We start from the raw sequence: 24,236 nt of genomic DNA, 5'->3' as shown, positions 1-24,236 counted from the left end.
GGTGGCGCTAACGCTTACCGGGCCTACGGTGTCGAAAAAGTAGGCCGGGTAAGGCGTAGCCGCCACCCGGCACAAGAACTAACGCATAATCCGATCGTCAACGTAGTTACGCTTATCCGGCGCTGGCGGGAAATACTGATACAGCCAGGTTTCACTGATCGCATCGCCCTGACAGCGCAGGAACAGGCGCATATCCACCGGCTCGGTTGAGTCCGACGTCGGATACCAGTCAAACAGAATGCGATACCCGTCAAACGGCTCAACGTAGAGGATCTCAACCTGCTTCGCTTCACCGCTGGAGAGCGTGATCACCGGCTCGATGCCTTTTGGCGCAGCGGCCTTCAGGTCGCCGCCAACGAAATCAATGGCAAAACGACGCGCCCACACTTTCGGGTAATTTTCGCCCGGTGCCCAGCCTTCCGGGAAGCCCCCCATACCGGTACGGGTGGCGAAGACGTTCGCCAGTGGGGAACGCACCGGCGGCTGCGCGCTCCAGTAAAGGCGGTATTTGAAGTCCAGCTCATCCCCCGCTTCCACCGGCTTCTCTGGCTGCCAGAAACAGACCACGTTATCCAGCGTTTCACCGGTGGTTGGGATCTCCATCAGCCCTACCGAGCCTTTCCCCCAATTGTTTCTCGGCTCCACCCACAGGCTTGGACGTTTGTTATACCAGCCCATCACATCCTGATAGTGGGAGAAATCGCGATCAAGCTGCAGCAGACCAAAGCCCTTCGGGTTTTTGTCCATAAAAGCATTGAACTGCAGCTTCTGCGGGTTATTCAGCGGACGACAAATCCACTCCCCGTTGCCGCACCACATCGCCAGGCGGTCGGAGTCGTGGATTTGCGGATGAATAGTGTCGCACATGCGGCGTTCGTTATTACCGCAGCTGAACATGCTGGTCATCGGCGCGATGCCCAACTGCTTGATGTCTTTACGCGCATAGAGATGGTTTTCCACCTCCATAATCACCTGGCTCTTCTCGCAGTGGATCACGAACTTATACGCCCCGGTGATGCTTGGGCTATCCAGCAGCGTGTAGACGGTAAAGGTGGTATCGCCCGGCTTAACGGTTTCAAACCAGAAGGAGGTGAAATCCGGGAACTCTTCCGGCGTGTCGGTGAAGGTATCCACCGCCAGACCGCGTGCGGAAAGGCCGTACTGATAGGTATCATCCACCGCGCGGAAATAGCTCGCACCGAGGAACGAGACGATATCGCGACGCGCCAGCTCGGGGGCTTTAAAGGCACGGAAGCCGGCAAAACCGAGATCGCTCTGGCCTTCAAGCTGTTTCGTATCAACACCCGTGTCGCCGTAGCTGAACAGTTCAGGGCGGAAGTGGATCTCACGCGCCTGAGATGTGGTCTGATCCAGCGAGAACATCCGCACGCGGCGGCGGAAACCCATCCCCATATGGAAGAACTGCACGTCCAGCTGGCGGCCTTCGATGTTATTCCACAGAGACTGTTTTTCGTCGTAGCGGATGGCGTTATACGCCTGCGGCGTCATGGTTGCCAGCGTCTCCGGCAGCGGACGCGGCGCGCCACCCCAGGGGGTTTTCGCCAGGTCATGCGCCATGGATTGCAGTACGGAGAAGTCAAAACGACGGCTCTGGCCGTCTGCAATGTCAGAATCAGCCGCGTATGCCGCTTTGGAAAACAGGGAAGCAAGGCCAGATGTGCCGCTCAGGGCAGCCATTGCAAGCGAACCTTTTAGAAAACGTCTGCGATTCATGCCTGGAAAAACGTCCTTATGGTCGTGTGAATGTGTTTCGCGCTCGGCGAAATGACGGCAAGAAAGAACGCACAGCCTAAACAAAAATGGTTAAGAATCCAATTGTTGGCCGGTGAATATATGAACAAAGTGAGAAATATTTTCTGTCGACCAGAACGGCCCGAAAGTGGTGTAAATAAGCGTAAATGCGGGTAGATAAAAATGCCCCGTCAGGACATCAGCTGACGGGGCCAACGAGGCGGTTATTTTACGCTGACATCGATACCCGGGAAGTACTTATCAGCGAGTTTAGCGATCGTGCCGTCGGCACGTACTTTATCAATCGCGGCATCGAGCTGCTTTTTGGTGGCCTCGTCACCTTTGCGCAACCCAAAACCGATCCCACTGCCGAGGATAGTGTCGTCAGACACCGGTTTGCCGATAAAGCCAAACCCTTTACCCTGCGGCTTGCTGAGGAAACCTGCCTGTCCGGCCGCGGACATCACCAGCGAGGCGTCGATACGGCCATTCAGCAGGTCGCCCCACGCCATATTCTGATCTTTATAAGACACCACGGTGACACCGTGTTTTTCCCAGTGCTCTTTGGCATAGGTTTCCTGAATGGAACCCTGCAGCACGCCAATGGTTTTCCCCTTCAGCCCTTCAGCGGTGGTATCTACCGCCGTACCGGCTTTGCCCACTAGCTGCGACGGAATGCGGTAAATCGGCTGGGTAAAATCAATGCTTTTGCGTCGCTGCTCGGTGATGTTCATCGCCGAGTTAATGGCATCGAATTTTTTCGCTACCAGGCCCGGGATCAGGGCATCAAACGACGTTTCGACCCAGGTGCACTTCAGCGCTGCCGCTTTGCAGATAGCATTGCCCAGCTCAACGTCGAACCCTTCCAGTTCACCAGACGCATTCCGGCTTTCAAACGGCGGATATTCCGCCTCAAGGCCGTAACGTAACTCGGTGGCGGCAAAGGAAGAAAACGTACACAGCAATCCCATGCCGACTATTAACGCGCGTAATTTCATCTCATACTCCTCAGAGCCTAATGGGATAGGCTCAGCGTGGTTTGACCCGACACAGGGCCTGAGCACCAGCCCGTAACGTCGCCTCATCTTTCGCAAAAGAGAGACGAATCAATTTATTATCCGTGCCGTCCGCGTAAAACGCCGACAGCGGAATGGTGGCCACGCCACACTCGACGATCAGCCGTTTGACCATCTCGCTGTCGCGCTCGTCGCTGAAATGGCTGTAATCCGCCAGCAGGAAGAACGATCCGGCACTTGGCAGTAGCCTGAACGGTGATTCCGCCAGCAAACTTTGCAGCAGGTCGCGCTTGCGTTGATAGAACGCAGAGAGCGACAGCCAGGTTTGCGGATCGACCATGTGTTCAGCAAACGCGTGCTGCATTGGCGTATCGGCAGAAAACATTAAAAATTGATGGACTTTACAAATCTCGTCCATCAGCACCGCCGGGGCAACACAGTAACCCACTCGCCAGCCGGTGACGTGATAGGTTTTTCCGAACGATGAGATAATCACGCTGCGCTCCGCCAGCTGCGGATGCGTCGCCATGCCGTGGTGCGGCTCGCCGTCAAAAACGACGTGCTCGTACACTTCGTCAGACAAAATAATGATGTCGGTATTACGGGTCACCGCCACCAGCTGTTGCAGATCGTTCGCTGAGAAGACCTGGCCACTCGGATTATGCGGCGTGTTGATGATGATCATACGCGTGCGAGGCGTAATCGCGGCGCGAACCTCGTCCCAGTTAACGGCAAAATCTGGAACGGTCAGCTTAATGGCAACGGGTGTCGCCCCCTGCAGCCGCACTATCGGCGCGTAGCTGTCAAAGGACGGTTCGAAGTAAATCACCTCATCGCCAGGATGGACCAGCCCGCTAATGGCCGAGTAGAGCCCTTCACTGGCGCTGGCCGTTACCAGCACTTCACTGCCGGGGTCATACCGGGTGCCGTAAAGCGTGGCAATCTTTTCCACTATGCGTTCTTTCAGGGAGATCAGGCCCGTCATTGCCGCGTACTGGTTATGCCCCGCCTCCATGGCGCGGGTGACTCCGGCGATAAGCTTTGGGTCGCAGGAAAAATTGGGTGCGCCCTGAGAAAGGTTGATGGCGTTATGCTGTGCAGAAAGCTGCCCGATAACGGTAAAAATCGTGGTCCCCACGTCTGGCAATTTTGAACGGGTTTGCACCGGTGTCTGTAAAGTCATCCTCTGTCCCTTCTCATGGTTGTTGCATAACTATTCAAACAATAACTCTGCTGTCGGGACAATCGAATTGTTGTCATAATAGCCATGAGAAAAATGCATAGCTGAGGTCGTTTATGTCGCGCCGTTCATTCCCGCTTAATGCCATCGACGCCTTTTTAATCACCGCGCGTCATCTGAACCTTACCCATGCGGCGCAGGAGCTTTGCCTGACGCAGGGGGCCGTGAGCCGCAAAATTGCCTCACTCGAAGCGTGGTTTGGCTTTCCCCTGTTCGAACGCCATGCGCGCGGGCTGCGGCTCTCTCCCCAGGGCAGCGCCCTGCTGCCTGAAATGCAATCGGCCTTTACGCAGTTATTGAACGTCGCGGAACGGGCGCGGGCGCACCAGACCGTCATTCGCCTGAAAGCGCCTACCTGCGCCATGCGCTGGCTCATTCCCCGGCTGCTGGACGTGGAGCGCGAACAGCCGGATCTGCAAATTGCATTGACCACCACGACCGATCACAACGTCAATTTCAAAACCGAATCTTACGATGCCGCCATCGTTTTCGGCACCCACATGAGCGCGGGCGATTTGCTGTTTGAAGAGGCCCTGACGCCCGTACTCAGCCCGCTTCGGGCGGGAACGGCTCTGGGATCATTGACCTTTCTTCATCCGACACGGGACAAAACCGACTGGTCATTGTGGCTGGCGAAACAGGAAGGCCCGGCGTTTGTTATGCACAAAAATCAACACTTCGACACCATGGACCTCGCCATTACCGCCGCCATTCAGGGGCTGGGGGTCGCCATAGCTGACGAAACGCTGGTGGAAGAAGATGTCCGCGCAGGAAGGCTGACGCGGCCCTATGAGACAAGCATCAAAACCGGCGCGAGCTACCGGCTGGTGCTGCGCGAAACGCCAGGCGAGGAAAATGGTCTGGCGGCGTTTCGCGCCTGTTTGCTTAATCGAGGCTGACGTGGTGCTTCATCACCCGTTTGAAGAGACTCATGCGGGCGCGCATAAAGCGGTTTTCAAGCCTGAAACCTGCATGTTTATTCACACCAATGCGTAACAGCACGTCGCGTCCTTTGCGACAGGTTGGCCAGTGCACCGGGCCGGATAAGCTGTCCTGCGCCCCGGCATCACGCGCGAAGCTCACCCAGTAATCAGCGACCTGGGCAGCAAACTGCAGATCGCGTTCGTTCACGTACTGACGAGAAGGTTCCACCTGGCCCAGGGTATCGAATACGTAAGGCACTTCATTGCCGTGCCAGGCACCGTTGATATAGGTGGCATGTTCCGCTTCCGCGACATAATCAAACCAGTAGCGCCAGCACAGTCCGCCGACACGCTGCTGAGCCTGCATCGCCACATAGCCCATCGTGGTAAAGGCCATATCACGGCACACCTGTCTGCCCAGCTCTTCATCCCCCTTCACGCCCGGATAGAGCAGCTTGATCAGCCCCAGTCCAAAGCGCCGTTCCCGGCGAAGCTTCTGAATTTGCCCGGCCAGATCCACGCCAAACACCGCCATCACGCTGGCTTCATCGCTATTCGAACCTATCATTAGCGGAACGGGATGCTGACGCGCGGCAAAGAACACATCCAGCATCGCTTCCGGCAAGACGCAATCCCCGACGACGGGAGCAGGCGCAACGTTCAGCGGTGACGTGAGCGGCCAGAAGGCCTCAGGCGGCAGCGCGCGCAGCTGTTCGGCGGTGGCATTCTCCAGCCCGAAATGGGCGGCTATGGCTTCCCCTTTTTGTAAGGCTTTCTCGCGCGGCGTATCCGGCAAGGTGTACCCGCTTTGCACGATCGCTTTATGGAACAATCCTTCCGCCAGCGGCGATGCCATCAGCGACAACACGCTGCGCGCGCCCGCAGATTCACCAAACAGCGTGACGCCGTTCGGATCCCCGCCAAACGCAGCAATGTTATCCCGCACCCACTCCAGCGCGGCGATCTGGTCAAGTAGCGCAAAGTTATGCACTACGCGGCTTTCTTCACCTTCCAGCGCCGGATGCGCGAAAAAGCCGAGATGACCCAGACGGTAGTTGATCGTCACAACCACCACACCGCGCGATGCCAGCGCTTTACCGTTGTATGGCGGCAGGCTACCCGCGCCAATCGTGAACCCGCCGCCGTGCAGCCAGACCATGACCGGAAGCGGTCCGGCGCGATCGACGGGAGACCAGACGTTAAGATAGAGACAATCTTCCGAGAACTGGCCGGGATCGCCGCCGCCCAGCTCTTTGCAGTACTCAATGCTTTGCCAGCCTGAGGGCGAAAACGTCGTTGCCTGCCGTTCGCCCTCCCAGCTTTCCGGCGGACGCGGAGAGCGCCAGCGCCAGTCGCCCACGGGCGGTGAAGCGTAGGGGATCCCACACCACACATGAATATTGTTATCTGTGAAACCAGTCAGTGCGCCCTGGCGCGTTTCAACCACAGGGGCGGAGGGATTTTGCATAACCACCTTCTTTTTCCATCACACCCCTGCAGAGTAACGATTTCAGAGCAAACCGCAACGCTGTTTGCTGCGCGCTTCCGCCTCCTGATAAAGCGTGAATTCGTCATACACCGTACAGCCCAGCGCCGCTTCAAAGGCCTCGCGGCTGGCATTTCCCTGACTACGCGCCTGCGTTTCATTTCCAAGGTTGGACTGGAAAACACCCGCCGCGCTGACCGGCAGAAAATCTTCATAAGTAATAGGTTGGGCAACCACCCAGCCGCGTTCGATCAGCGGCTGCGGATCGTCTCCCGGTCGAAACGCGTGGCGATGCGCTTCACCCGCTGGCGTCAGGCGGTAGCGGAAATAGGCCAGCTCCTGACGGCGCAGGAACATTTCACTGTCCGGAAATGCGCTAAACACCTCGCGAAGATGCAGCTGGTGCGTAAGGTTATCTTTACCGGTACCGGCCTGGCTTAACAGACTGTCGTACAGCTCCCGGCCTTTCGGCGTCAGCGCAACGCCACGCTGTTCAATTTCACCGAAGCGGGCGGTATGCGTTCCCTTATGTTCCCCGGCGAAAAGAATCGGTTCTTCCAGCGCCTTAAAGCTGGTCTGACGCAGCAGGATCGGCACCTCACGGCGCGGCGGCCCTTCAATCAGGATTTTTGGCTCAATGCCGTACTTCGGCATCAGCTCCTGCACCCGGTCAATATCCAGCGTGCGCGGGGTCAAATGGTTGATGTGGCAACCGGGGAAGCACACCACGTCAGCAATCAGCTTATGTTCTTTGCTCAGCGCCAGATAGGTTTCCTGGTCGACCGTTGCGTGGCTATGCCAGCGGAATGTTTCCAGCGCTTCCTGAACAAACTCGCGCGCCTGCGTTTCAGTGAAAGCACCTTCTGACTCATGCAGCGCGATCAGTTCCAGACAACGCGGCGTGAAAATGTTCCGCCCGGCGAGGATCCCGGCGGCACGCTCGCGCAGCTCGACATTGTCAATCAGCTCCAGGCGCAGCAGCGAGGTAAAAATACGAAACGGATTACGACACAGCGCCGCATCGTCCACCGGGCGGAACGCCGTGGAATGAACAGGCACCGCCGCCTGTGAGAGATCGTAATAGCTGACCGGATACATTCCCATAATGGCGAACATGCGGCGCAAGGTGGACAGTTCCCGCGCGGTGCCGACGCGAATTGCGCCGTGACGTTCGACATTCAGGCGCGCGAGTTCATCCGCGTTCGCCAGCTGTTCATGTAAAAGTGGATTGTTTTCAAGAACCGCCAGGTTAACGTCCGCCACCAGTTCCAGCAAGGTGCCGTACTGCGGAACTTCCTGCTGGTACATCGCCGACATAGCCTGCGAAAAGTGTTCCCGAATATCATCAGCCGTGATGGTGTTCGCCATGATGTCATGCCTCCAGTGAATATTACCTGGAGTGTAGAGAAGCCCGTTCCTTCCGGCGGGAAGAATTTACGAATTGTGATCCAGACAGACGAGTGGTCAAAGCCTGTGCATTACCAAAAACAGGTTGTAACTCAAACAGATCAAATGTTAAAAATATTTTGCTATCAAGTTATCAAAATTAAACAACTTAACTTGTCACCCGCATCGCTCTGTTTTTAACATCGCCTATGGAAAAAAATGGTCTGTTCAGTCAGCGCATACGCTTGCGCCATTTGCATACATTTGTGGCCGTCGCTCAACAGGGAACGCTGGGGCGAGCGGCTGAAACCCTTAACCTGAGTCAACCTGCACTTTCAAAAACCCTGAACGAGCTGGAACAGCTTACCGGAACGCGGCTCTTCGATCGCGGTCGTCTGGGCGCACAACTCACGCTCGTGGGTGAGCAATTTCTGACGCACGCGGTAAAAGTGCTGGATGCCCTCAACACGGCAGGCCAGGCGTTGAACCGGAAAGAGGAACCTGCCAGCGATATCGTGCGCGTGGGTGCGCTTCCTACCGCAGCGCTGGGTATTTTGCCCGCGGTGATCGGTCAGTTTCACAAGCTGCAAAAGCACGCCACGATTCAGGTCGCCACCATGAATAACACAATGCTGCTTGCCGGGCTGAAAGCGGGCGAACTGGATCTCGGTATTGGCAGAATGTCCGATCCCGAACTGATGAGCGGCCTCAATTACGAACTGTTATTCCTGGAGTCACTCAAGCTGGTGGTCCGTCCCGATCACCCGCTGTTGCAGGACACCGTGACCCTGAGTCGCGTCATGGAGTGGCCGGTTGTCGTGTCACCAAAAGGTACGGTCCCGCGTCAGAGTGCCGAAACGCTACTCGAAATGCAGGGGTGCAAGCTCCCGTCGGGCTGCATTGAAACCCTGTCAGCCTCCCTTTCACGCCAGCTAACCGTGGACTATGACTACGTCTGGTTCGTCCCCTCAGGCGCTGTCAAAGACGATTTACGCCGTGGCACCCTTACCGCACTCCCGGTAACCTCGCCGGGAGCCGGAGAACCTATTGGGATCCTGACTCGGGTTGATGCCCCGCTCTCCTCAGGCGCACAAGCTCTGTTAAGCGCGATCCGCAAGTCCATGCCAGCCTGATGTCCCTGCCCTGACCCGCCGCGAAGGCGGGTTTACCTTCTCCTGGGCAAATAATGCGAAATCATTCATTAACAATTGCGTAAAACAATTTAACAGTTTTATCATAGCCGCGAATTCACCAAATGGTTCGCACACGAATTTTCACGAGTGAATTTCACGCTATTTAAACGGTAAAAAAATCATAACGCCCGTCCTGCATGACCCAATTGGTACAGACGCGTACAGCGCACCAGACGGGCGGGCGTATTTAAGGAGATAGACATGGCATTTGGCAGCGCGCCACGCGGGTTACCTCGTATCCTGCAGTGGCTCCTTGTCGGACTGATGATGCTCATCGGTCTGGCAGTCGGCGGGCTGGGCTTAAAGCTCGCTACAGTGGGTGGAAGCCTGTACTTCCTGATCATGGGCGTGGTGATGGTGATTGCTGCCATACTGATATTCACCAACCGCACCAGCGGCATGGTGCTGTATGGTATTGCGTTTATCGCCTCGTTATTCTGGGCGGTAAGCGATGCAGGCTGGGATTTTTGGCCGCTCTTTTCACGCCTCTTCACCTTCGCCGTGCTGGCGTTCCTGTGCGCCATCGTCTGGCCCTTCCTGCGCGCCGCGAATACCCATGCGCCGGTTAGCAAAGCGCCCGCTTTTGCCATCGCCGCCGTGCTGGCCGTGGTCATGCTGGTCAGCCTGGGCTGGATGTTTAAGCCGCAGACGCTGGTTGCCGCGAATGAATCGGTGCCGGTAAAACCGGTCGCCAAAGGTGAGCAGCAGAAAAACTGGGCACACTGGGGGAACACGACCCACGGCGATCGCTTTGCCGCGCTGGACCAGATTAACAAGCAAAACGTCAGCGATCTGAAAGTCGCCTGGGTTGCACACACCGGGGATATCCCGCAGAGCAACGGCTCGGGCGCGGAAGATCAGAATACCCCATTACAGATTGGCGACACGCTGTATGTCTGTACGCCGTACAGCAAAGTGCTGGCGCTGGATGTAGATTCCGGTAAAGAAAAATGGCGTTACGATGCCAAAGCCACGGCCCCTAACTGGCAGCGCTGCCGCGGTCTGGGCTATTTTGAAGATAGCTCAAGCGTGACAACCTCACAGACAGTGACACAGCCTGCGGCATGCCCTCGCCGCCTGTTCCTGCCGACTACCGATGCCCGCCTGATTGCCATCAATGCGGATAACGGCAAGGTCTGCGAAGACTTCGGCGACCACGGCACCGTGGATCTGAGCATCGGCATGGGCGAAATTAAGCCCGGGTATTATCAGCAGACCTCCACGCCGCTGGTGGCCGGGAATGTCGTTGTCGTCGGCGGTCGCGTCGCGGATAACTTCTCCACCGGCGAACCGCCGGGCGTGGTGCGCGCATACGACGTTCACACCGGCAAGCTGGCCTGGGCGTGGGATCCGGGTAATCCGAACCTGACCGGCCTGCCGCCGGAAGGCCAGACCTACACGCGCGGTACGCCAAACGTCTGGTCAGCCATGTCTTACGATGCAAAACTCAATCTGATTTATCTGCCAACCGGCAACGCCACCCCGGACTTCTGGGCGGGTGAACGTACCGAGCTGGACGATAAATACAGCTCCTCCGTCGTGGCCGTCGATGCAACGACCGGTCAGGTACGTTGGCATTTCCAGACCACCCACCACGATCTGTGGGACTTTGACCTGCCTTCCCAGCCGCTGCTGTACGACCTGCCAGACGGTAAAGGCGGCACTACGCCGGTGCTGGTGCAGACCAGCAAGCAGGGCATGATCTTCATGCTTAACCGCGAAACCGGTAAGCCGGTGGCGAAGGTAGAAGAGCGTCCTGTTCCGGCGGGTAACGTTGAAGGTGAACGCTACTCCCCGACCCAGCCGTATTCCGTTGGTATGCCGATGATCGGCAACCAGACGCTGACCGAATCCGACATGTGGGGGGCGACGCCTGTTGACCTGCTGCTGTGCCGTATTCAGTTTAAAGAGATGCGTCATCAGGGCGTCTTCACCCCGCCGGGTCTCGACCGTTCCCTGCAGTTCCCTGGCTCTCTCGGCGGGATGAACTGGGGCAGCGTGTCGGTTGACCCGAACAATGGCCTGATGTTCGTCAACGATATGCGTCTGGGTCTGGCGAACTATATGGTTCCTCGTGCGAATGTTGCCAAAAACGCAAGCGGCATTGAGATGGGGATTGTCCCCATGGACGGTACGCCGTTCGGTGCGATGCGGGAGCGCTTCCTGTCACCGCTGGGCATTCCGTGTCAAAAACCACCGTTTGGCACCATGTCAGCAGTCGATCTGAAATCCGGCAAGCTGGTGTGGCAGGTTCCCGTCGGCACCGTAGAAGATACCGGTCCGTTGGGCATTCGTATGCATATGCCAATCCCAATCGGCATGCCAACCCTTGGCGCATCGCTCTCCACGCAGTCTGGCCTGCTGTTCTTCGCCGGTACTCAGGATTTCTACCTGCGCGCGTTTGATACCGCCACCGGGAAAGAGATCTGGAAAGACCGTCTGCCGGTAGGCAGCCAGTCCGGCCCGATGACTTACGTGTCGCCGAAAACCGGTAAACAGTACATCATCATTAATGCAGGCGGAGCACGCCAGTCGCCGGATCGAGGTGATTACGTTATCGCGTACGCGTTACCTGATAAGAAATAAGATGTGAAAAAGGGACCGAAAGGTCCCTTTTTTTTGCCCGGTGGCGCTGCGATTACGCGGGCCTACTGGTCCGGTTTTGTAGGTCGGGTAAGCGAAGCGCCACCCGACACGGCTGGCAACTCAGAACGTCTCCCAGTTATCCCCGGAAACCGTAGCCGCCTGGCGCAATGGCATGCCCTTCGCCACTGGCGCTGACGCTGACGCTATCGCACGCCCCGCCGTTGCCCCATTCAGCCGAAATGCCCCTACTGCTTCTGTCAGACGCGCGCCCTGTTCTTCCAGCGATGCCGCTGCCGCTGAGGCTTCTTCTACCAGCGAGGCGTTTTGCTGGGTGACTTTATCCATCTCCGAAATGGCCTGGCTCACCTGCACAATGCCGCGGCTCTGCTCGTCGGATGCGGCAGCAATTTCCAGCATGATATCGGTGACGCGCTTCACCGCCTCGACGATTTCATTCATGGTGTTCCCCGCCGCAACCACTTCACCCGACCCCTGGTCAATCAGGGTCACCGACTCGTTGATCAGGCTTTCAATCTCTTTCGCGGCGTTGGCGCTGCGGCTTGCCAGCGTGCGCACTTCACTCGCCACCACCGCAAAGCCTCGACCCTGTTCGCCTGCACGCGCCGCTTCGACGGCAGCGTTCAGCGCCAGAATGTTGGTCTGGAAGGCAATACTGTTAATCACGGCGGTAATTTCTGAAATTTTCTTCGAACTGGTCGAGATATTGCCCATGGTTTTCACCACGCCGGACACCATCTCGCCGCCGCGGCTGGCTTTACCGGAGGCATCTTCTGCCAGTTTGCTGGCGTGATGGGCATTATCGGCGTTCTGTTTTACCGTTGCGGTCAACTGCTCCATGCTGGCGGCGGTCTGCTCAATTGCGGCAGCCTGCTGTTCGGTACGAGAAGAGAGGTCGGTATTTCCCGCAGAGATCTCGCTGGTGCCGCGATAAATCTCTTCTGCCCCCTGGCGCACGGTGCCTACAGTGGTCACCAGCGAATGCTGCATGGTTTGCAGATCCCGCGTCAGGCGACCGATTTCGCTCCGGCTTGTCGGATCGTCCGGCATGGTTAAATCCCCTTTCGCGATATTTTCAATGCGGGTGGCAGCACGCTGAAGCGGGTTAATCACCGTCCGGCGCAGCACCACAAAGGTCATGGCCGTCAACACCAGCGCCAGCGCAAACGCGCCGACCATAAACATCAGCCCAAGCTGTGTTCGGGTGTGGGCCTGAGTGGTCAGCGCGCTGGCACGATCGGTACGGATTTTGATGGCCTTCAGCAGGACGGCGTTGTAGGCATCATCCAGCGGACGCGCGGTTTCGTTTTCATGATTAATGATCGCCTCAAACATGCCATTTTTGGCAAATTTGACCATCGGCTGCAGCCCCGCAATATAGGCGTCGTAGCGTGCTTTCAGCTCAGCATCCAGCGCCTCGTCCGCGGAGGTGCGCACGGCGCGATTCATATAGGCGGTAAAGCTTGACTGCGATTGCTTGATGCGTGTTTCCGCCTCGCTGATGTTTTGCTTCATCGCCTCCATTTCCGCGATACGGCTCGCCGCACCGGCATGGATCATATTGATACGCGCGGTACGTAAATGGTTGGAGCTGTTCGAAAGCCCCATACGCACCTGAATTTCTGATGTGACATCCTGCTGATCGGTATCAGCCTGCAACAGGAAATACCCCGCCAGACCTGCGCTCAAGGCAAACAGAAGAATAATGCCACCGAGAATGGAGGAAAACAGCGGAACCAGCCTGATGTGATGCAAGAAGCCCAGCTTGCGCTGCGCCTGCATCGAAGTTGTGTTGTCCATGACCGTCGACTCTCTTATAGGTAAGATGCGTAAAAATATGCGTGTTATACCCTAAATAATTCGAGTTGCATGAAGGCGGCAAGGGAGTGAATCCCCGGGAGCTTACATAAGTAAGTGACTGGGGTGAACGAGTGCGGCCAACGCACAGGCAACTTGAAGTATGACGGGTATAGATAGTCATCGGCACGGCAGGGATTTAGATTACGGCTAAAAACGCCGCACTGGTCACACTTTAGAGAAGATTATTAAAGAAATGCCAGCGGCGAAAAACCGCTGGCAGAAGAGTTACTTGTCGCCGAAATGAATGACGGTACGAATGGATTTACCTTCATGCATCAGATCGAAGGCGTCGTTGATCTGCTCCAGCGGCAAACGGTGCGTAATGAACGGATCCAGCTGAATTTTGCCGACCATCGCATCTTCAACCATTCCCGGCAACTGGGTACGCCCTTTCACGCCGCCAAACGCCGAACCGCGCCATACGCGACCGGTCACCAGCTGGAATGGACGCGTTTTGATCTCCTGGCCCGCACCCGCCACGCCGATGATGATGCTCTCGCCCCAGCCTTTGTGGCAGCACTCCAGCGCGGAACGCATGACGTTCACGTTGCCGATACACTCGAAGCTAAAATCAACGCCGCCGTCGGTGAGCTCAACAATGACGTCCTGCACCGGCTTTTCGTGATCTTTCGGATTCACGAAATCGGTCGCACCCATTTCACCCGCCAGTTTGAATTTCTCCGGGTTGGTGTCGACAGCAATGATACGGCCTGCTTTCGCCTGCACCGCGCCCTGGATCACCGCCAGACCAATCCCACCGAGACCGAACACCGCAACGGTATCGCCTTCTTTCACTTTCGCCGTGTTGTGTACCGCACCGATACCGGTGGTCACGCCGCAGCCCAGCAGGCAGACTTTATCCAGCGGCGCTTGCGGGTTGACCTTCGCCAGTGAAATTTCTGCGCAGACGGTGTACTCGCTAAACGTGCTGGTGCCCATGTAGTGATAAATCGGGTCGCCGTTGTAGGAGAAACGGGTAGTACCGTCCGGCATCAGGCCTTTGCCCTGGGTGGCGCGAACGGCCTGACAGAGGTTGGTTTTGCCGGATTTACAGAACTTACACTCGCCGCATTCCGCGGTGTAGAGGGGAATGACATGATCGCCCGGCTTCAGGCTGGTCACGCCCTCGCCCACTTCAACCACGATACCGCCGCCTTCGTGGCCGAGTACCGCCGGGAAAACGCCTTCAGGATCGTCACCGGACAGAGTAAACGCATCGGTATGGCACACGCCGGTATGGGTGATTTTGATCAGCACTTCGCCTTTTTTTGGCGGTGCAACGTCGATTTCAACGATTTTTAACGGCTGGCCTGGACCAAATGCGACGGCTGCGCGTGATTTCATAATGACTTCCCTTATGTGATGTCTGTGGTTTTATTTTAGATAAGAGCGCAGCAAATGGCCGACTTCCGCCATCCGAACTGCCCGCTGATCCGGGGTTGTTTCCCCCGTCACCAGCTCATCTTTGAGGTGAATTTCGACCATTTCGCCCATCAGGCCATTGGCAGCGCCGCGCACGGCAGCGATTTGCTGCAAGATGGCAAGACAGGGATCGCCCGATTCCAGCGCACGTTCAAGGGCATCAACCTGGCCCCGAATGCGACGGACGCGCGTGAGAATGCGTTTTTTATCTTCGGGTGAATGCGGCATACGCCCTCCGTTAAGATACTATAGGGGGGTATGGTATTTAAATTATCATACAGAGTAAACAGACTTTTATCTTGAAATCTAATAAGCAAATCTTATGTAAACAAATGTAATTAATGAATCATAACCATTGATTTCAATGTTCATGCCCACATTTCTTACTCTGCCAAACTACCCGGGCGACAGACGGTTATGGTGGCTCGCTTCATATCCCTAAAAGGAAACCGGATATGAAAAAGCCACGTCGAAACCAGAACTCAACCCACCGTAGTAAAAGTAAAAAGATTGCATCTAATTCTGCAGGCAGGAGAAGAGAAACCTCTGAACACTCGATTTCATCGAAGCAAGTTGTTACCAAAATGGTAACCATTGCCTCCTTGATTGATCGGGTTTACAGACTCTTTTGTTACTGCCAGGAGAATGGCTATATTCCATCTGGTGAAGGAATTTGGCGTGCAATCAAGGAGGCGGTTAGCGCATTAGCTTAATTATTCGGCACTTTTATAATTTTCTGCCAATTTTGGAGGCACTTATGAATAAAACGCCATGTAACGCAGTTTACTGCTCATCTAACTAACCTCTGTCAACATAGGGGAAGCACCACCAGCTTCCTCTATTGAAACAAAAGCCATTGGCAGTTATGGCTTCTGTCAGGGTAGAAAAGGACTTGTAATTGAACCACTCTTTGTTAGTGACAAAACGCGATGGAAGAACCGAACGTATTAACCTGGACAAGATAAAAAGAGTTCTTGACTGGGCAGCTGAAGGTTTGTCTAACGTTAAGCCATCAAGGATTGAACGCGGGCATTTTCCCATATCGACACGGGCTATTGCATCTGAAGTTACACAATCCTTAGTGTCGCTTGCAGAGTACATAGTGGTCCCTACGATTATTGGCGACATAGAAAGCGGGCATTTGATATATCTGACGCCATCAATGCAACCGCCACGGAAGTCGTTTGTCAAACTGCTGACCGAGGTGTGCAAACTCCCTCGCTCCCCCCCATTTGAAAATAATTCGCTTCAATTTTTTTCACGCGGCACCGTAACGTGCCCCAGTTTTTGCAGCTCCTCCTTAAGCCAGCGCGCCGCTCCCCGCTGGCCGCTGCGTTTATGCGAGTAAATTTTCACTTCAAACGTGCGTATCGAAAACGGTAAAGGAAAAATCCTCAGGTCCGCTGCCGCAGCCAGCTTCTCAGCGGCAAAACGGGGGATCGCCATCAGCAGGTCACTTTCCGCAACGATAAAGGGCGCGCTGAGCATCGACGGCGTTTTGATCGCGATTTGCCGGGTATAGCCCAGTTGTTCGAGCCGCACGTCCAGAACGCCCTGCTTCTCATTCCATGGCGTCACCACCAGGTGTCGGGCTGCGAGATAATCCTCCAGCGTCAGACGCGTCCGGCACGCGTTGCTGATGACCACATACTCATCTTCAAACCAGTCGATCTCTTCCAGTTCCGGGTGCCGGATATCATCCTGGGTGCTGAACCCGAGCGCGAGATCCACTTCGCCCGCTAACAGCTCCGTCAGCGCCGGGCTGTGGGGCAAATAACGCAATTCAAAACGCAAACCAGGGGCAGCATACTGCAAGGTGTGCATCAGGGTCGGAAAAACGCAAAGCGCGGTAAAGTCCGTAATCCCAATTTGTAAGCTTTCGGTACTGCTAGCCGGGTCAAACTCCGGCTGCGGGGTCAGCTCATGATTCAGGAATGACAGTGCGGAAGCGATGGAAGGTGCGAGCTGAGAAGCATACACGCTGGGGGACATACGATGCCCTTCCCGAAAAAAGAGCGGATCGTTCAGCGTCGCGCGCAAACGCGAAAGCGCATGGCTCAGTGCCGATGTGCTCATCGCCAGCTCATCGGCTGCCAGACGAACAGAACGATGGCGGTAAATCGCGTCGAAAACGGGCAACAGGTTTAAATCAAGACGTCTCAAAGCCGGATGCATAATATTCATCATTTGTTGATTTCATTGCACTTAATTCTTCGGACAATACTCCGTATGCTTAACGCCATCAATCGCGAAACAGACAAAAAGCAGGAATAACAATGAGCATTAATCTGCGTCAGGCCCGTCCCGAAGATGCCGCGGCCTTTTACACCATGATCTACGAGCTGGCAGTCTATGAAAAAGCGCCGGAAGAAGTGGTTACTACGCCCGAGGAGATCCGTGAAACGCTCTTTGGCGCGGGAAGTAAAACCGAAGCGTTGATCGCTGAGTATGAAGGCAACATCATCGGCTATGCCGTGTTCTTCACCAGCTATTCAACCTGGCTAGGACGCAACGGTATTTACATGGAAGACCTGTACGTTTCTCCGGATTATCGCGGTAAAGGCGCGGGGAGAGCGCTGCTGAAACATATCGCGCAGCTCGCGGTAAAACGGCAGTGCGGCCGCCTTGAATGGAGCGTGCTGGACTGGAACCAGCCCGCCATTGATTTTTACCTGAGCATAGGCGCGCTGCCGCAGTCTGAATGGGTTCGCTATCGTCTTGATGGCGAAGCGCTGCTGAGTTTTGCCGAATAACAGCGTCTCGCTGCGCGAGCCCCATGCATAGAGATATATCCGAAAACAGCCCTGCCGGAGGCCGAAATAAACATTTCGTCTCTCACACCGGCAAAGAGCGGCTATCCTTTAATTACTCACAAAAGGAGATAAACATGTCTGATATCAATGCCGATAAAAATACCCAGTTCGCTGAAGATAAAGCCAAAAATAAGCTTGATGAACTTGCAGGCTCAGCACAGCAGCAGTTTGGTGAGTTCGTTGATTCTCCAAAACATCAGGTCAAAGGCGCGGCGAGAAAATATGCCGCGCAGGCCAGCGATGCCGTTTCTGACGTAACGGAAGCGGTCAAAAATAATCCCCTGACAGGGCTCATTGCTGCCGGTGCAGTGGGTATTGTTCTCGGCCTGCTGCTGGGACGCAAATAATAAAGGCCCTTCGGGGCTTTATTTTCTAGCTAAAAATTCTTACCATCCTGTCTAATTCTTCCTCTTTTACAGCCCGTGACAGATAATACCCCTGAAAGCTTTTCACCCCCAGCTCAACTAATTTTTCAAACTTCTCTTCACTGTCAACGCCCTCTGCGATGCAATCCGTCCCGGTCATGTCGCTATAAATTTGTATCGCTTTAATGAGATTGTAGTCATTATCATTTGCCACAAAATGTTCAACGATATCCCGGTCTAGCTTCAGCCCGTCAAAATGCACCTGCCTGACGGGGAACAGCGTGTGATGGTTGGAGAAGCAGTCGTCCAAAAATAATCTACACCCCGTATTTCGCAGAAGGCGCATGGTTTCAGGGATCCTGCTGTCCTTCATCACATCAATGCTTTCCGCGAATTCAAAGACCAGCTTTTCCGCCCACTGCGGTTTGAGCAACATGCCGGTGGCCTTCCGGGCCATATCCGGCAAGGCATTCCCTGCGGCCAAACGAGGAGGGATATTCACGGAAAAATAAAACTTCCCATTATATTTATTAATTCCACTAACGGCGGCGTGGATGACCAGCGCCGTAATCTTTAACCATATTTCATGATGTAAGACATCATTAAGGAAGCTGGCAGGCTTAACAATTTTACCATTTTTATTCCAGCGAATAAGTATCTCAAAGCCTACCCCTTTTTTATCACGATCGGTAATGATCTGATACGCTGGAAATATTTCCCTTTTCAGCAAGGCATTAAAGATATCGACCTCTTTATCGGTAAACCCTTCATTTTTATTGGGCAGGACGTCATGCCTTTCCGCTCTAAAATTGTGCGGATCGTTTAGCCATTGTCTAATCATATGTAATTTATTCATCCCTTCCTTACGGTGGGTATAAATAGTCTTATTAGATAACCCCGTCCTTTCGCACTGCTCTTTTACGGACATCCCTCGGTAGAAACGTAATAAAACATCAATCTCTCTTTTTGTTAATCCCTTTATTTTTCCCTGGTGCGCGCATGCCATATATTGGCTGCGTAATAATCGTGAACGGTCATTAACATCTTCACTGAGAATATTGAGGCTGGATGCCAAATCAGCAACGCTGGATATACGAATCAATGACAATTGCTGGCTATTATTTAAAAGACTTCTCAGCGTACAATAGAGCCAGCCATCGGGGATGTCACCATACAGGGTTACGCGTCGAATAACGGGCAGCGCGTTCAGTACTGATGCCAGTCGTTTCAGGCTGGCAAGAAGTTCCACAACGCCTTTTCCAAGGAATAATGAAATGCTAGAATGCTGATTTTTAACGATATCTTCAAGATCTCGCTGGTGCACCTCATCTTCCTCAAAGTGAATAAGTGAGGCGTTTATCCCATACTGTTTGAGCAGCAGACAATATCCCTGAAATGTGAAACAGCAGGTTGAGATGACAAATTTTTGCTCATCGCAAGCAGCATTTCTGAGAGACGTTTTTTGAGTCATAACCTGCTCCTGGGCACGAAAGCGCCAATCTCATTTTTTATAAATGCAAAAAGCTTAATACACCTGGCTTGAATAATGATTTTACAGCACAGTGAGTGGTTAAGATATCGTTATCAACTCCCTTGACCGGAACATCTTTGCGTTAATCACCCGCCCATCATCATGACTGTGAATATATCTTTATTTTCAAATAACGACCGCAAATAACAGTTTCTCAGGTATAATGAATATTCCGAAAAAGAAGACTAAATACTTCATCTATCGGCTCATTAAACACGAGAAAAATGCTATGGATAATCACATCTCATCCAGGGCCTTGCTACATCGAAGGGATGTTATAAAGAACAACCCGCGATTCGGTGAGGCAATATTAGAGCACTACACAATTAATGATACCATCTACAAAAAACAACCTTTGTTCTACAAAACAATGCTTCAGGAATCACGATTTAATATTATTCTCTCCATGTGTTGTTTTGTTTTTGGAAATCAGGCCGAATCCGTATCAGAGATCAAAGCGTTATGTTCTCGCTATAAAATAGCCAGCCCCAACAGCGTCATTGCGATCATTACGATACTTCGAACCACCGGGCGCATCAGGACCTGGCGCTGTACGGAAGACAGGCGAAAAACAAGAATCACCCCAACCGAAAAAGGATTAAATGAACTTAAACGCTATATGTCCGGAGCATTTTTACCGGTCAGCATTCTGTATCCTGCGTTTAAGATTGATGTCAATTTGTTAGACAATGACATTTTAAGAAATAACTTTTTCCGCCGCGCGGCGGAATACCTTTTCCGGGGATTAACGTTCAAAAAGGTTTTACCGGAGGTAGGGTTATTTATCGATAAAGACGGAGGGCGGATGATTATGTTGTATCTTTATCTGCAGGCGGTAAAAAACAAATCAGCACATGGCGCTATTATTGATTATTCAGCCAACACGCTCGCGAAGGAATTTTTTGTTTCACGCATTCACGTCAACCGAATTATCAAAACGGCGCAAGAGGCGGGCTATCTTAAAGATCGGGGTGATGGAAGAATGTTGATTTACCCGGCATTCATCGAACTTGTCGAAAATTATGCAGGATTATATTTTGCCTATGTTACGCATTACATCAACGTGGTGCCTAAAGAGCGACGCCATGCTCACAACGTGACGTCAACCGTATAATTCAGCAGGCGTTCGGTTTCCCGAACGCCCTTCAGTTATCGTTCCCGCAGCGCCTCTTTCGCCTTGTTCAGCGGCTTCAACAGATAATCCAGAATGGTTTTGCTGCCCGTTTTAATATCGACGGTGGCAATCATGCCCGGAAAGACCGGAAATTCATGACCTTGCTTATTGGTCAGATGGTTACTGTCGGTACGAATATAGACGCGGTAGTAGTAGACATCCCTTTTCACCTCATCCTGCAGAGTGTCCGGCGAAATCATGGTCACTTCCCCTTCCAGTCCGCCGTAAATGGAATAGTCGTAGGCCGTAATTTTCACCAGCGCTTTCTGACCGGGATGAATAAAGGCGACGTCACGCGGTGAGATTTTCGCCTCAACCACCATCTGATCGTCCAGCGGGACCAGGCTCATCAGCTTGCCGTTCGGCGGGATAACACCTCCCACGGTTGTCACGTCAATATCCTTCACGATCCCGCGAACCGGCGCAGTAAAGCTCAGCCGGGTCAGGGAATCCTCACGCCCTTTCATCACCGAACGCTGGGCTTCAATCTCCGCATTGGCTTTCGCCAGCTCTTCACGTGCGCGAACGTAATACTGGTTTTTCATCTCGGTGATTTTATTCTCAAGCTCATTTTTTTGACGCTCAAGACGTAACACCTCAACCTTGCTGGCCGCCCCCTGAGTCACCAGCGGCCGGGTTAACGACAGCTCGCGCTGCACCAGCTCGGCGCCCTGACGTAAACCGGCCAGCCCTTTTTCAAGGCTTTCACGACGGGACTGGTAGAGCGCCGTTTCCTGTTTAACCAGCTCAACGTCATCATCCAGCTCTGCCGGGAACGCAAGTGCCGTATCGTTCACCTCGGCCTTCAGGCGCGCCGCCGTTGCCAGCGCCGCATTCAGCCGAGACTCGCTCTCCAGCACGCTGGACTCGGTTTTTGTACGGTCAAGCTGCGCGAGCTGTTGTCCGCGTTCAACGATGTCGCCCTCGCGAACCATCAGGCTGTGAATAATCCCCCCTTCAAGGGACTGGATCACCTGCTCGTGGGAGGACGGGATCACCTTACCGCTGCCGGTCGTCACCTCATCCAGCTGGAACAGGCTCGCCCACGCGATAAATACCGCCAGCAGGGCGAACAGCGACCATACCACCAGTGACGAGCGCGGCAGGCGCGGCTCTTTCAGACGGCTGTTAAAGCGAGAGAAATCATTCATGCCACGCCCTCCTCTGCGACCGCCGCTGGCTTCATAGTCACGGTGCGCTGTGCGGCTTTCTGCGGTGCCATACCGTGCTGGTTCAGGATGGCATCGCGCGGGCCGTCCATCACCACCTTGCCGTTTTCAAGCACAATAATGCGGTCGACCAAATCCAGAATCGGCAGACGATGCGTCGCTACCACCAGCGTCCGGCGTTTACCCAGCCATTTGTGGAGATGCTGTATAAACTGTTTCTCGCTCATTTCGTCCAGCCAGGCGGTCGGTTCGTCCAGCAGCAGGATATTTGGCGAGGTGATCAGCGCGCGCGCCAGCAATAGCGCCTGACGCTGCCCGCCAGACAGGCCTGCGCCGCCTTCGTTGATGATGTAGTTCAGCCCCATTTTCTGCTTGCGTACAAACTCCAGCGCGCCGCTGTTGACCAGCGCCTGATGGATCTCGTCGTCGGTGGCTAACGGATTCCCCATCAGGATGTTGTCCCGTACGGAGCCAAAGAACAGCCGCGCCTGCTGGCTAAGCAGCTGCATGTCGCGACGCACATCGGCCGGATCCAGATGATTGAGGGCAATATCATCGAGCAGGATGTTGCCCTGCTGCGGCTCCTGCATACCTGCCAGAAGCTGTAGCAGCGTGCTTTTACCGGAGCCATTACGCCCAAGCACCGCCACGCGCTCCCCGGCGCGGATCTGCAGCTTGCTGATGTTAAGCACGGTGAGTTTCTCTTCCTCGTCGTAATAAAACCCGACGTCATCAAGGCTATAATCACCGCGCAGGTGGGCTTTGTGCACCTTCTTGCCGTGCTGCGGATCGTCAATCGGGCGCTGCATCAGGTCGTCCAGCCCCTTGCGCGCCACTTTTGCCGACTGCCAGCGCGAGAGCACGCCTGAGATCTGCGACAGCGGCGCGATGGTACGCGATGCCAGAATCGAGGTCCCTACCAGCGCACCGGTAGTCATGTCGCCGCTGATGACCAGGTAACAGCCGACCAGCAGTACCACCGCATAGACGATTGACTGTACCTCCTGCGTCCAGGTGAGCAGCAGGCCCGTCAGCCAGCGCTGCTTCATGCCGACGCTGGCGGCGACGTCATTGGTATTATTCCACTGGTTCTGGAAACGCTGCTCGGCGCGCATCAGCTTGATGTCTTCAATGCCCTGCACCGCTTCCACCAGCGTGGCGTTACGGATGGCGGATTCACGCATCCCTTCGCTGGAGAGTTTCCCCAGCGGGCGCTGCACCAGCAGGCCGGGGATGAGCAACAGCGGCACGGCGAGCAGGACCACCAGCACCAGCGGCCCGCCAATCATCCACAGAATGAAGACGAACAGCAGGAAGAACGGCAGATCGGAGATGGCCGCAATGGTGGTCGAGGTGATAAGTTCACGCACCGACTCCAGCTCGCGGATCTGGGCGATAAACGATCCGGTCGATTTCGAGCGCGCGCCGTTTTTAATCCGCAGCGCGTGGGCAAAAACCCGCTCAGAGATACGCAGGTCGGCGCGTTTCCCCACCACGTCAGAAATATGCACGCGCAGCATGCGCATGATGAATTCAAACAGGATGGCAATCATCACGCCGCCAAACAGCACCCACAGCGTGGCTTCCGACTGCGACGGAACGACCCTGTCGTAGACCTGCATGGAGAAAACCATGCCGGAAAGCGCCAGCACGTTAGCGACCAGCGCCACCAGCATAATGTCGCTGTAGCGTCGCCAGTCTTTCAGCGCCAGCTGCCAGAACCAGTTTTTCTCATAGGGTTTGATGTAATCGTCCACGCGGGCATCCGGCGTGGATTCGAGCGGGCGCAACACCATTAGCCCCTTTAACCGCGCCCCGAGTTCGTCACGCGTCAGCGTGGTCTCCAGCCCCGCGTCGCCGCTGAACTGCAGGCTGACGTTGCCTTCGCTGTCCATGCGGTTAATGACCGCGATTTGTCCGCCGGTGAACTCCGCCAGCAGCGGCAGGCGCCACGGGTCGAGGGATACCGCTTCAGCCGCCACCACACGCATCCCCAGCCCAAGCTGGCGCGCCATCTCTTCCAGCACCAATTGGCGCGGAGACTGGCTTTCATGGTTAATCGTGACCCGAACGTGCTCCGCCGAAAAATCCAGCCGATAGTGCTTCGCGATGATGAGCATGCCCTGCAGCCAGGGTTCGTACTGTGGATGTGTCTTCATAATGCTACGTCCTGTCCAGCGCGATAATTACGCACTGAAATGATACCTTTACGAGATGATTAGAAATCGAACACTCTCTAAACGAGCCCGCAAAATAATCTTGTGAAATATAGGGTTATGGCTATTCACGTAAAGAAACGCAA

19 protein-coding genes and 1 pseudogene are annotated in these 24,236 nt (G+C 54.7%); 8 read left to right on the top strand and 12 right to left on the bottom strand.

Annotated features, from left to right (window positions below; translation table 11 throughout):
* Positions 1 to 78 precede the first annotated feature (78 nt).
* From N2K86_RS10685 to N2K86_RS10675, 3 genes are all read right to left on the bottom strand, one after another.
* Positions 79 to 1,734 (bottom strand): glucan biosynthesis protein D, encoded by a 1,656-nt coding sequence (locus N2K86_RS10685; protein WP_260661488.1) that lies wholly within the window; start codon positions 1,732 to 1,734, stop codon positions 79 to 81.
* Between the two features lie 242 nt (positions 1,735 to 1,976).
* Positions 1,977 to 2,750 carry an ABC transporter substrate-binding protein gene (locus N2K86_RS10680; protein WP_260661487.1) on the bottom strand — a complete coding sequence of 258 codons (774 nt, stop codon included), beginning with the start codon at positions 2,748 to 2,750 and terminating at the stop codon, positions 1,977 to 1,979.
* A gap of 31 nt (positions 2,751 to 2,781) precedes the next feature.
* Complete coding sequence (locus tag N2K86_RS10675; protein ID WP_260661486.1) at positions 2,782 to 3,951, bottom strand: pyridoxal phosphate-dependent aminotransferase; 1,170 nt, start codon at positions 3,949 to 3,951, stop codon at positions 2,782 to 2,784.
* 113 nt (positions 3,952 to 4,064) lie between these two features.
* On the opposite strand from N2K86_RS10675, the gene N2K86_RS10670 reads away from it, so the two are divergent.
* Positions 4,065 to 4,907, top strand: coding sequence for a LysR family transcriptional regulator (locus N2K86_RS10670; RefSeq protein WP_260661485.1), 843 nt, complete (start codon positions 4,065 to 4,067; stop codon positions 4,905 to 4,907).
* Here the strand turns inward: N2K86_RS10670 and N2K86_RS10665 are convergent.
* Both N2K86_RS10665 and hglS read right to left on the bottom strand, forming a co-directional pair.
* Complete coding sequence (locus N2K86_RS10665) at positions 4,894 to 6,399, bottom strand: carboxylesterase/lipase family protein (RefSeq protein ID WP_260661483.1); 1,506 nt, start codon at positions 6,397 to 6,399, stop codon at positions 4,894 to 4,896. The genes N2K86_RS10670 and N2K86_RS10665 overlap by 14 nt on opposite strands.
* A gap of 42 nt (positions 6,400 to 6,441) precedes the next feature.
* Positions 6,442 to 7,785, bottom strand: coding sequence for a 2-oxoadipate dioxygenase/decarboxylase HglS (gene hglS, locus N2K86_RS10660; RefSeq protein ID WP_260661480.1), 1,344 nt, complete (start codon positions 7,783 to 7,785; stop codon positions 6,442 to 6,444).
* 227 nt (positions 7,786 to 8,012) lie between these two features.
* Between hglS and N2K86_RS10655 the strand changes: the two genes are divergently transcribed.
* Both N2K86_RS10655 and N2K86_RS10650 read left to right on the top strand, forming a co-directional pair.
* A complete protein-coding gene (locus N2K86_RS10655; protein ID WP_260661479.1) occupies positions 8,013 to 8,936 on the top strand; it encodes a LysR substrate-binding domain-containing protein in 924 nt (307 codons plus the stop codon).
* A 261-nt stretch (positions 8,937 to 9,197) separates the two neighbouring features.
* On the top strand, positions 9,198 to 11,582 hold the full coding sequence (locus N2K86_RS10650; RefSeq protein ID WP_260661478.1) for a glucose/quinate/shikimate family membrane-bound PQQ-dependent dehydrogenase: 2,385 nt from the start codon (positions 9,198 to 9,200) through the stop codon (positions 11,580 to 11,582).
* 120 nt (positions 11,583 to 11,702) lie between these two features.
* On the opposite strand, the gene N2K86_RS10645 is transcribed toward N2K86_RS10650, so the two are convergent.
* The 3 genes from N2K86_RS10645 to N2K86_RS10635 form a co-directional block, all read right to left on the bottom strand.
* On the bottom strand, positions 11,703 to 13,400 hold the full coding sequence (locus tag N2K86_RS10645) for a methyl-accepting chemotaxis protein (protein WP_260661477.1): 1,698 nt from the start codon (positions 13,398 to 13,400) through the stop codon (positions 11,703 to 11,705).
* A 285-nt stretch (positions 13,401 to 13,685) separates the two neighbouring features.
* Complete coding sequence (locus N2K86_RS10640) at positions 13,686 to 14,804, bottom strand: S-(hydroxymethyl)glutathione dehydrogenase/class III alcohol dehydrogenase (RefSeq protein WP_260661476.1); 1,119 nt, start codon at positions 14,802 to 14,804, stop codon at positions 13,686 to 13,688.
* A 30-nt stretch (positions 14,805 to 14,834) separates the two neighbouring features.
* Positions 14,835 to 15,110 (bottom strand): metal/formaldehyde-sensitive transcriptional repressor, encoded by a 276-nt coding sequence (locus tag N2K86_RS10635; protein ID WP_003857256.1) that lies wholly within the window; start codon positions 15,108 to 15,110, stop codon positions 14,835 to 14,837.
* 227 nt (positions 15,111 to 15,337) lie between these two features.
* On the opposite strand from N2K86_RS10635, the gene N2K86_RS10630 reads away from it, so the two are divergent.
* Both N2K86_RS10630 and N2K86_RS10625 read left to right on the top strand, forming a co-directional pair.
* Positions 15,338 to 15,595 carry a hypothetical protein gene (locus tag N2K86_RS10630; protein ID WP_260661475.1) on the top strand — a complete coding sequence of 86 codons (258 nt, stop codon included), beginning with the start codon at positions 15,338 to 15,340 and terminating at the stop codon, positions 15,593 to 15,595.
* Between the two features lie 185 nt (positions 15,596 to 15,780).
* Positions 15,781 to 15,898, top strand: a pseudogene (locus N2K86_RS10625) (ATP cone domain-containing protein); the annotation flags it as partial.
* 232 nt (positions 15,899 to 16,130) lie between these two features.
* Here the strand turns inward: N2K86_RS10625 and N2K86_RS10620 are convergent.
* Complete coding sequence (locus N2K86_RS10620; protein ID WP_260661474.1) at positions 16,131 to 17,069, bottom strand: LysR family transcriptional regulator; 939 nt, start codon at positions 17,067 to 17,069, stop codon at positions 16,131 to 16,133.
* Positions 17,070 to 17,158: 89 nt separating this feature from the next.
* Between N2K86_RS10620 and N2K86_RS10615 the strand changes: the two genes are divergently transcribed.
* Positions 17,159 to 17,635 carry a GNAT family N-acetyltransferase gene (locus tag N2K86_RS10615; protein WP_260661473.1) on the top strand — a complete coding sequence of 159 codons (477 nt, stop codon included), beginning with the start codon at positions 17,159 to 17,161 and terminating at the stop codon, positions 17,633 to 17,635.
* Between the two features lie 134 nt (positions 17,636 to 17,769).
* On the top strand, positions 17,770 to 18,042 hold the full coding sequence (locus N2K86_RS10610; RefSeq protein WP_010430933.1) for a DUF883 family protein: 273 nt from the start codon (positions 17,770 to 17,772) through the stop codon (positions 18,040 to 18,042).
* Between the two features lie 25 nt (positions 18,043 to 18,067).
* Here the strand turns inward: N2K86_RS10610 and N2K86_RS10605 are convergent, their stop codons facing one another.
* On the bottom strand, positions 18,068 to 19,531 hold the full coding sequence (locus N2K86_RS10605) for an EAL domain-containing protein (protein WP_260661472.1): 1,464 nt from the start codon (positions 19,529 to 19,531) through the stop codon (positions 18,068 to 18,070).
* 289 nt (positions 19,532 to 19,820) lie between these two features.
* Between N2K86_RS10605 and N2K86_RS10600 the strand changes: the two genes are divergently transcribed.
* A complete protein-coding gene (locus tag N2K86_RS10600) occupies positions 19,821 to 20,705 on the top strand; it encodes a MarR family transcriptional regulator (protein ID WP_260661665.1) in 885 nt (294 codons plus the stop codon).
* 35 nt (positions 20,706 to 20,740) lie between these two features.
* Here the strand turns inward: N2K86_RS10600 and N2K86_RS10595 are convergent, their stop codons facing one another.
* Both N2K86_RS10595 and N2K86_RS10590 read right to left on the bottom strand, forming a co-directional pair.
* Positions 20,741 to 21,916, bottom strand: a complete 1,176-nt coding sequence (locus N2K86_RS10595; protein WP_260661471.1) for an HlyD family type I secretion periplasmic adaptor subunit — start codon at positions 21,914 to 21,916, stop codon at positions 20,741 to 20,743.
* Positions 21,913 to 24,093 carry a type I secretion system permease/ATPase gene (locus N2K86_RS10590; protein ID WP_260661470.1) on the bottom strand — a complete coding sequence of 727 codons (2,181 nt, stop codon included), beginning with the start codon at positions 24,091 to 24,093 and terminating at the stop codon, positions 21,913 to 21,915. The genes N2K86_RS10595 and N2K86_RS10590 overlap by 4 nt, the downstream gene beginning before the upstream one ends.
* Between the last annotated feature and the right edge of the window lie 143 nt (positions 24,094 to 24,236).

The sequence above is a fragment of the Enterobacter mori genome, assembly GCF_025244905.1.
In the GTDB taxonomy this organism is placed as follows: domain Bacteria; phylum Pseudomonadota; class Gammaproteobacteria; order Enterobacterales; family Enterobacteriaceae; genus Enterobacter; species Enterobacter mori_A.
This window is presented reverse-complemented; position numbering and strand designations above follow the sequence as displayed.

Coding starts and splice junctions, on each gene's coding strand:
- N2K86_RS10675 (WP_260661486.1), bottom strand. CDS start 3,951: ATGACTTTACAGACACCGGTGCAAACCCGTTCAAAATTGCCAGACGTG.
- N2K86_RS10655 (WP_260661479.1), top strand. CDS start 8,013: ATGGAAAAAAATGGTCTGTTCAGTCAGCGCATACGCTTGCGCCATTTG.
- N2K86_RS10620 (WP_260661474.1), bottom strand. CDS start 17,069: ATGATGAATATTATGCATCCGGCTTTGAGACGTCTTGATTTAAACCTG.
- N2K86_RS10615 (WP_260661473.1), top strand. CDS start 17,159: ATGAGCATTAATCTGCGTCAGGCCCGTCCCGAAGATGCCGCGGCCTTT.
- N2K86_RS10680 (WP_260661487.1), bottom strand. CDS start 2,750: ATGAAATTACGCGCGTTAATAGTCGGCATGGGATTGCTGTGTACGTTT.
- N2K86_RS10600 (WP_260661665.1), top strand. CDS start 19,821: ATGGATAATCACATCTCATCCAGGGCCTTGCTACATCGAAGGGATGTT.
- N2K86_RS10640 (WP_260661476.1), bottom strand. CDS start 14,804: ATGAAATCACGCGCAGCCGTCGCATTTGGTCCAGGCCAGCCGTTAAAA.
- N2K86_RS10605 (WP_260661472.1), bottom strand. CDS start 19,531: ATGACTCAAAAAACGTCTCTCAGAAATGCTGCTTGCGATGAGCAAAAA.
- N2K86_RS10635 (WP_003857256.1), bottom strand. CDS start 15,110: ATGCCGCATTCACCCGAAGATAAAAAACGCATTCTCACGCGCGTCCGT.
- N2K86_RS10595 (WP_260661471.1), bottom strand. CDS start 21,916: ATGAATGATTTCTCTCGCTTTAACAGCCGTCTGAAAGAGCCGCGCCTG.
- N2K86_RS10630 (WP_260661475.1), top strand. CDS start 15,338: ATGAAAAAGCCACGTCGAAACCAGAACTCAACCCACCGTAGTAAAAGT.
- N2K86_RS10685 (WP_260661488.1), bottom strand. CDS start 1,734: ATGAATCGCAGACGTTTTCTAAAAGGTTCGCTTGCAATGGCTGCCCTG.
- N2K86_RS10670 (WP_260661485.1), top strand. CDS start 4,065: ATGTCGCGCCGTTCATTCCCGCTTAATGCCATCGACGCCTTTTTAATC.
- N2K86_RS10645 (WP_260661477.1), bottom strand. CDS start 13,400: ATGGACAACACAACTTCGATGCAGGCGCAGCGCAAGCTGGGCTTCTTG.
- N2K86_RS10610 (WP_010430933.1), top strand. CDS start 17,770: ATGTCTGATATCAATGCCGATAAAAATACCCAGTTCGCTGAAGATAAA.
- N2K86_RS10650 (WP_260661478.1), top strand. CDS start 9,198: ATGGCATTTGGCAGCGCGCCACGCGGGTTACCTCGTATCCTGCAGTGG.
- N2K86_RS10590 (WP_260661470.1), bottom strand. CDS start 24,093: ATGAAGACACATCCACAGTACGAACCCTGGCTGCAGGGCATGCTCATC.
- N2K86_RS10665 (WP_260661483.1), bottom strand. CDS start 6,399: ATGCAAAATCCCTCCGCCCCTGTGGTTGAAACGCGCCAGGGCGCACTG.
- hglS (WP_260661480.1), bottom strand. CDS start 7,785: ATGGCGAACACCATCACGGCTGATGATATTCGGGAACACTTTTCGCAG.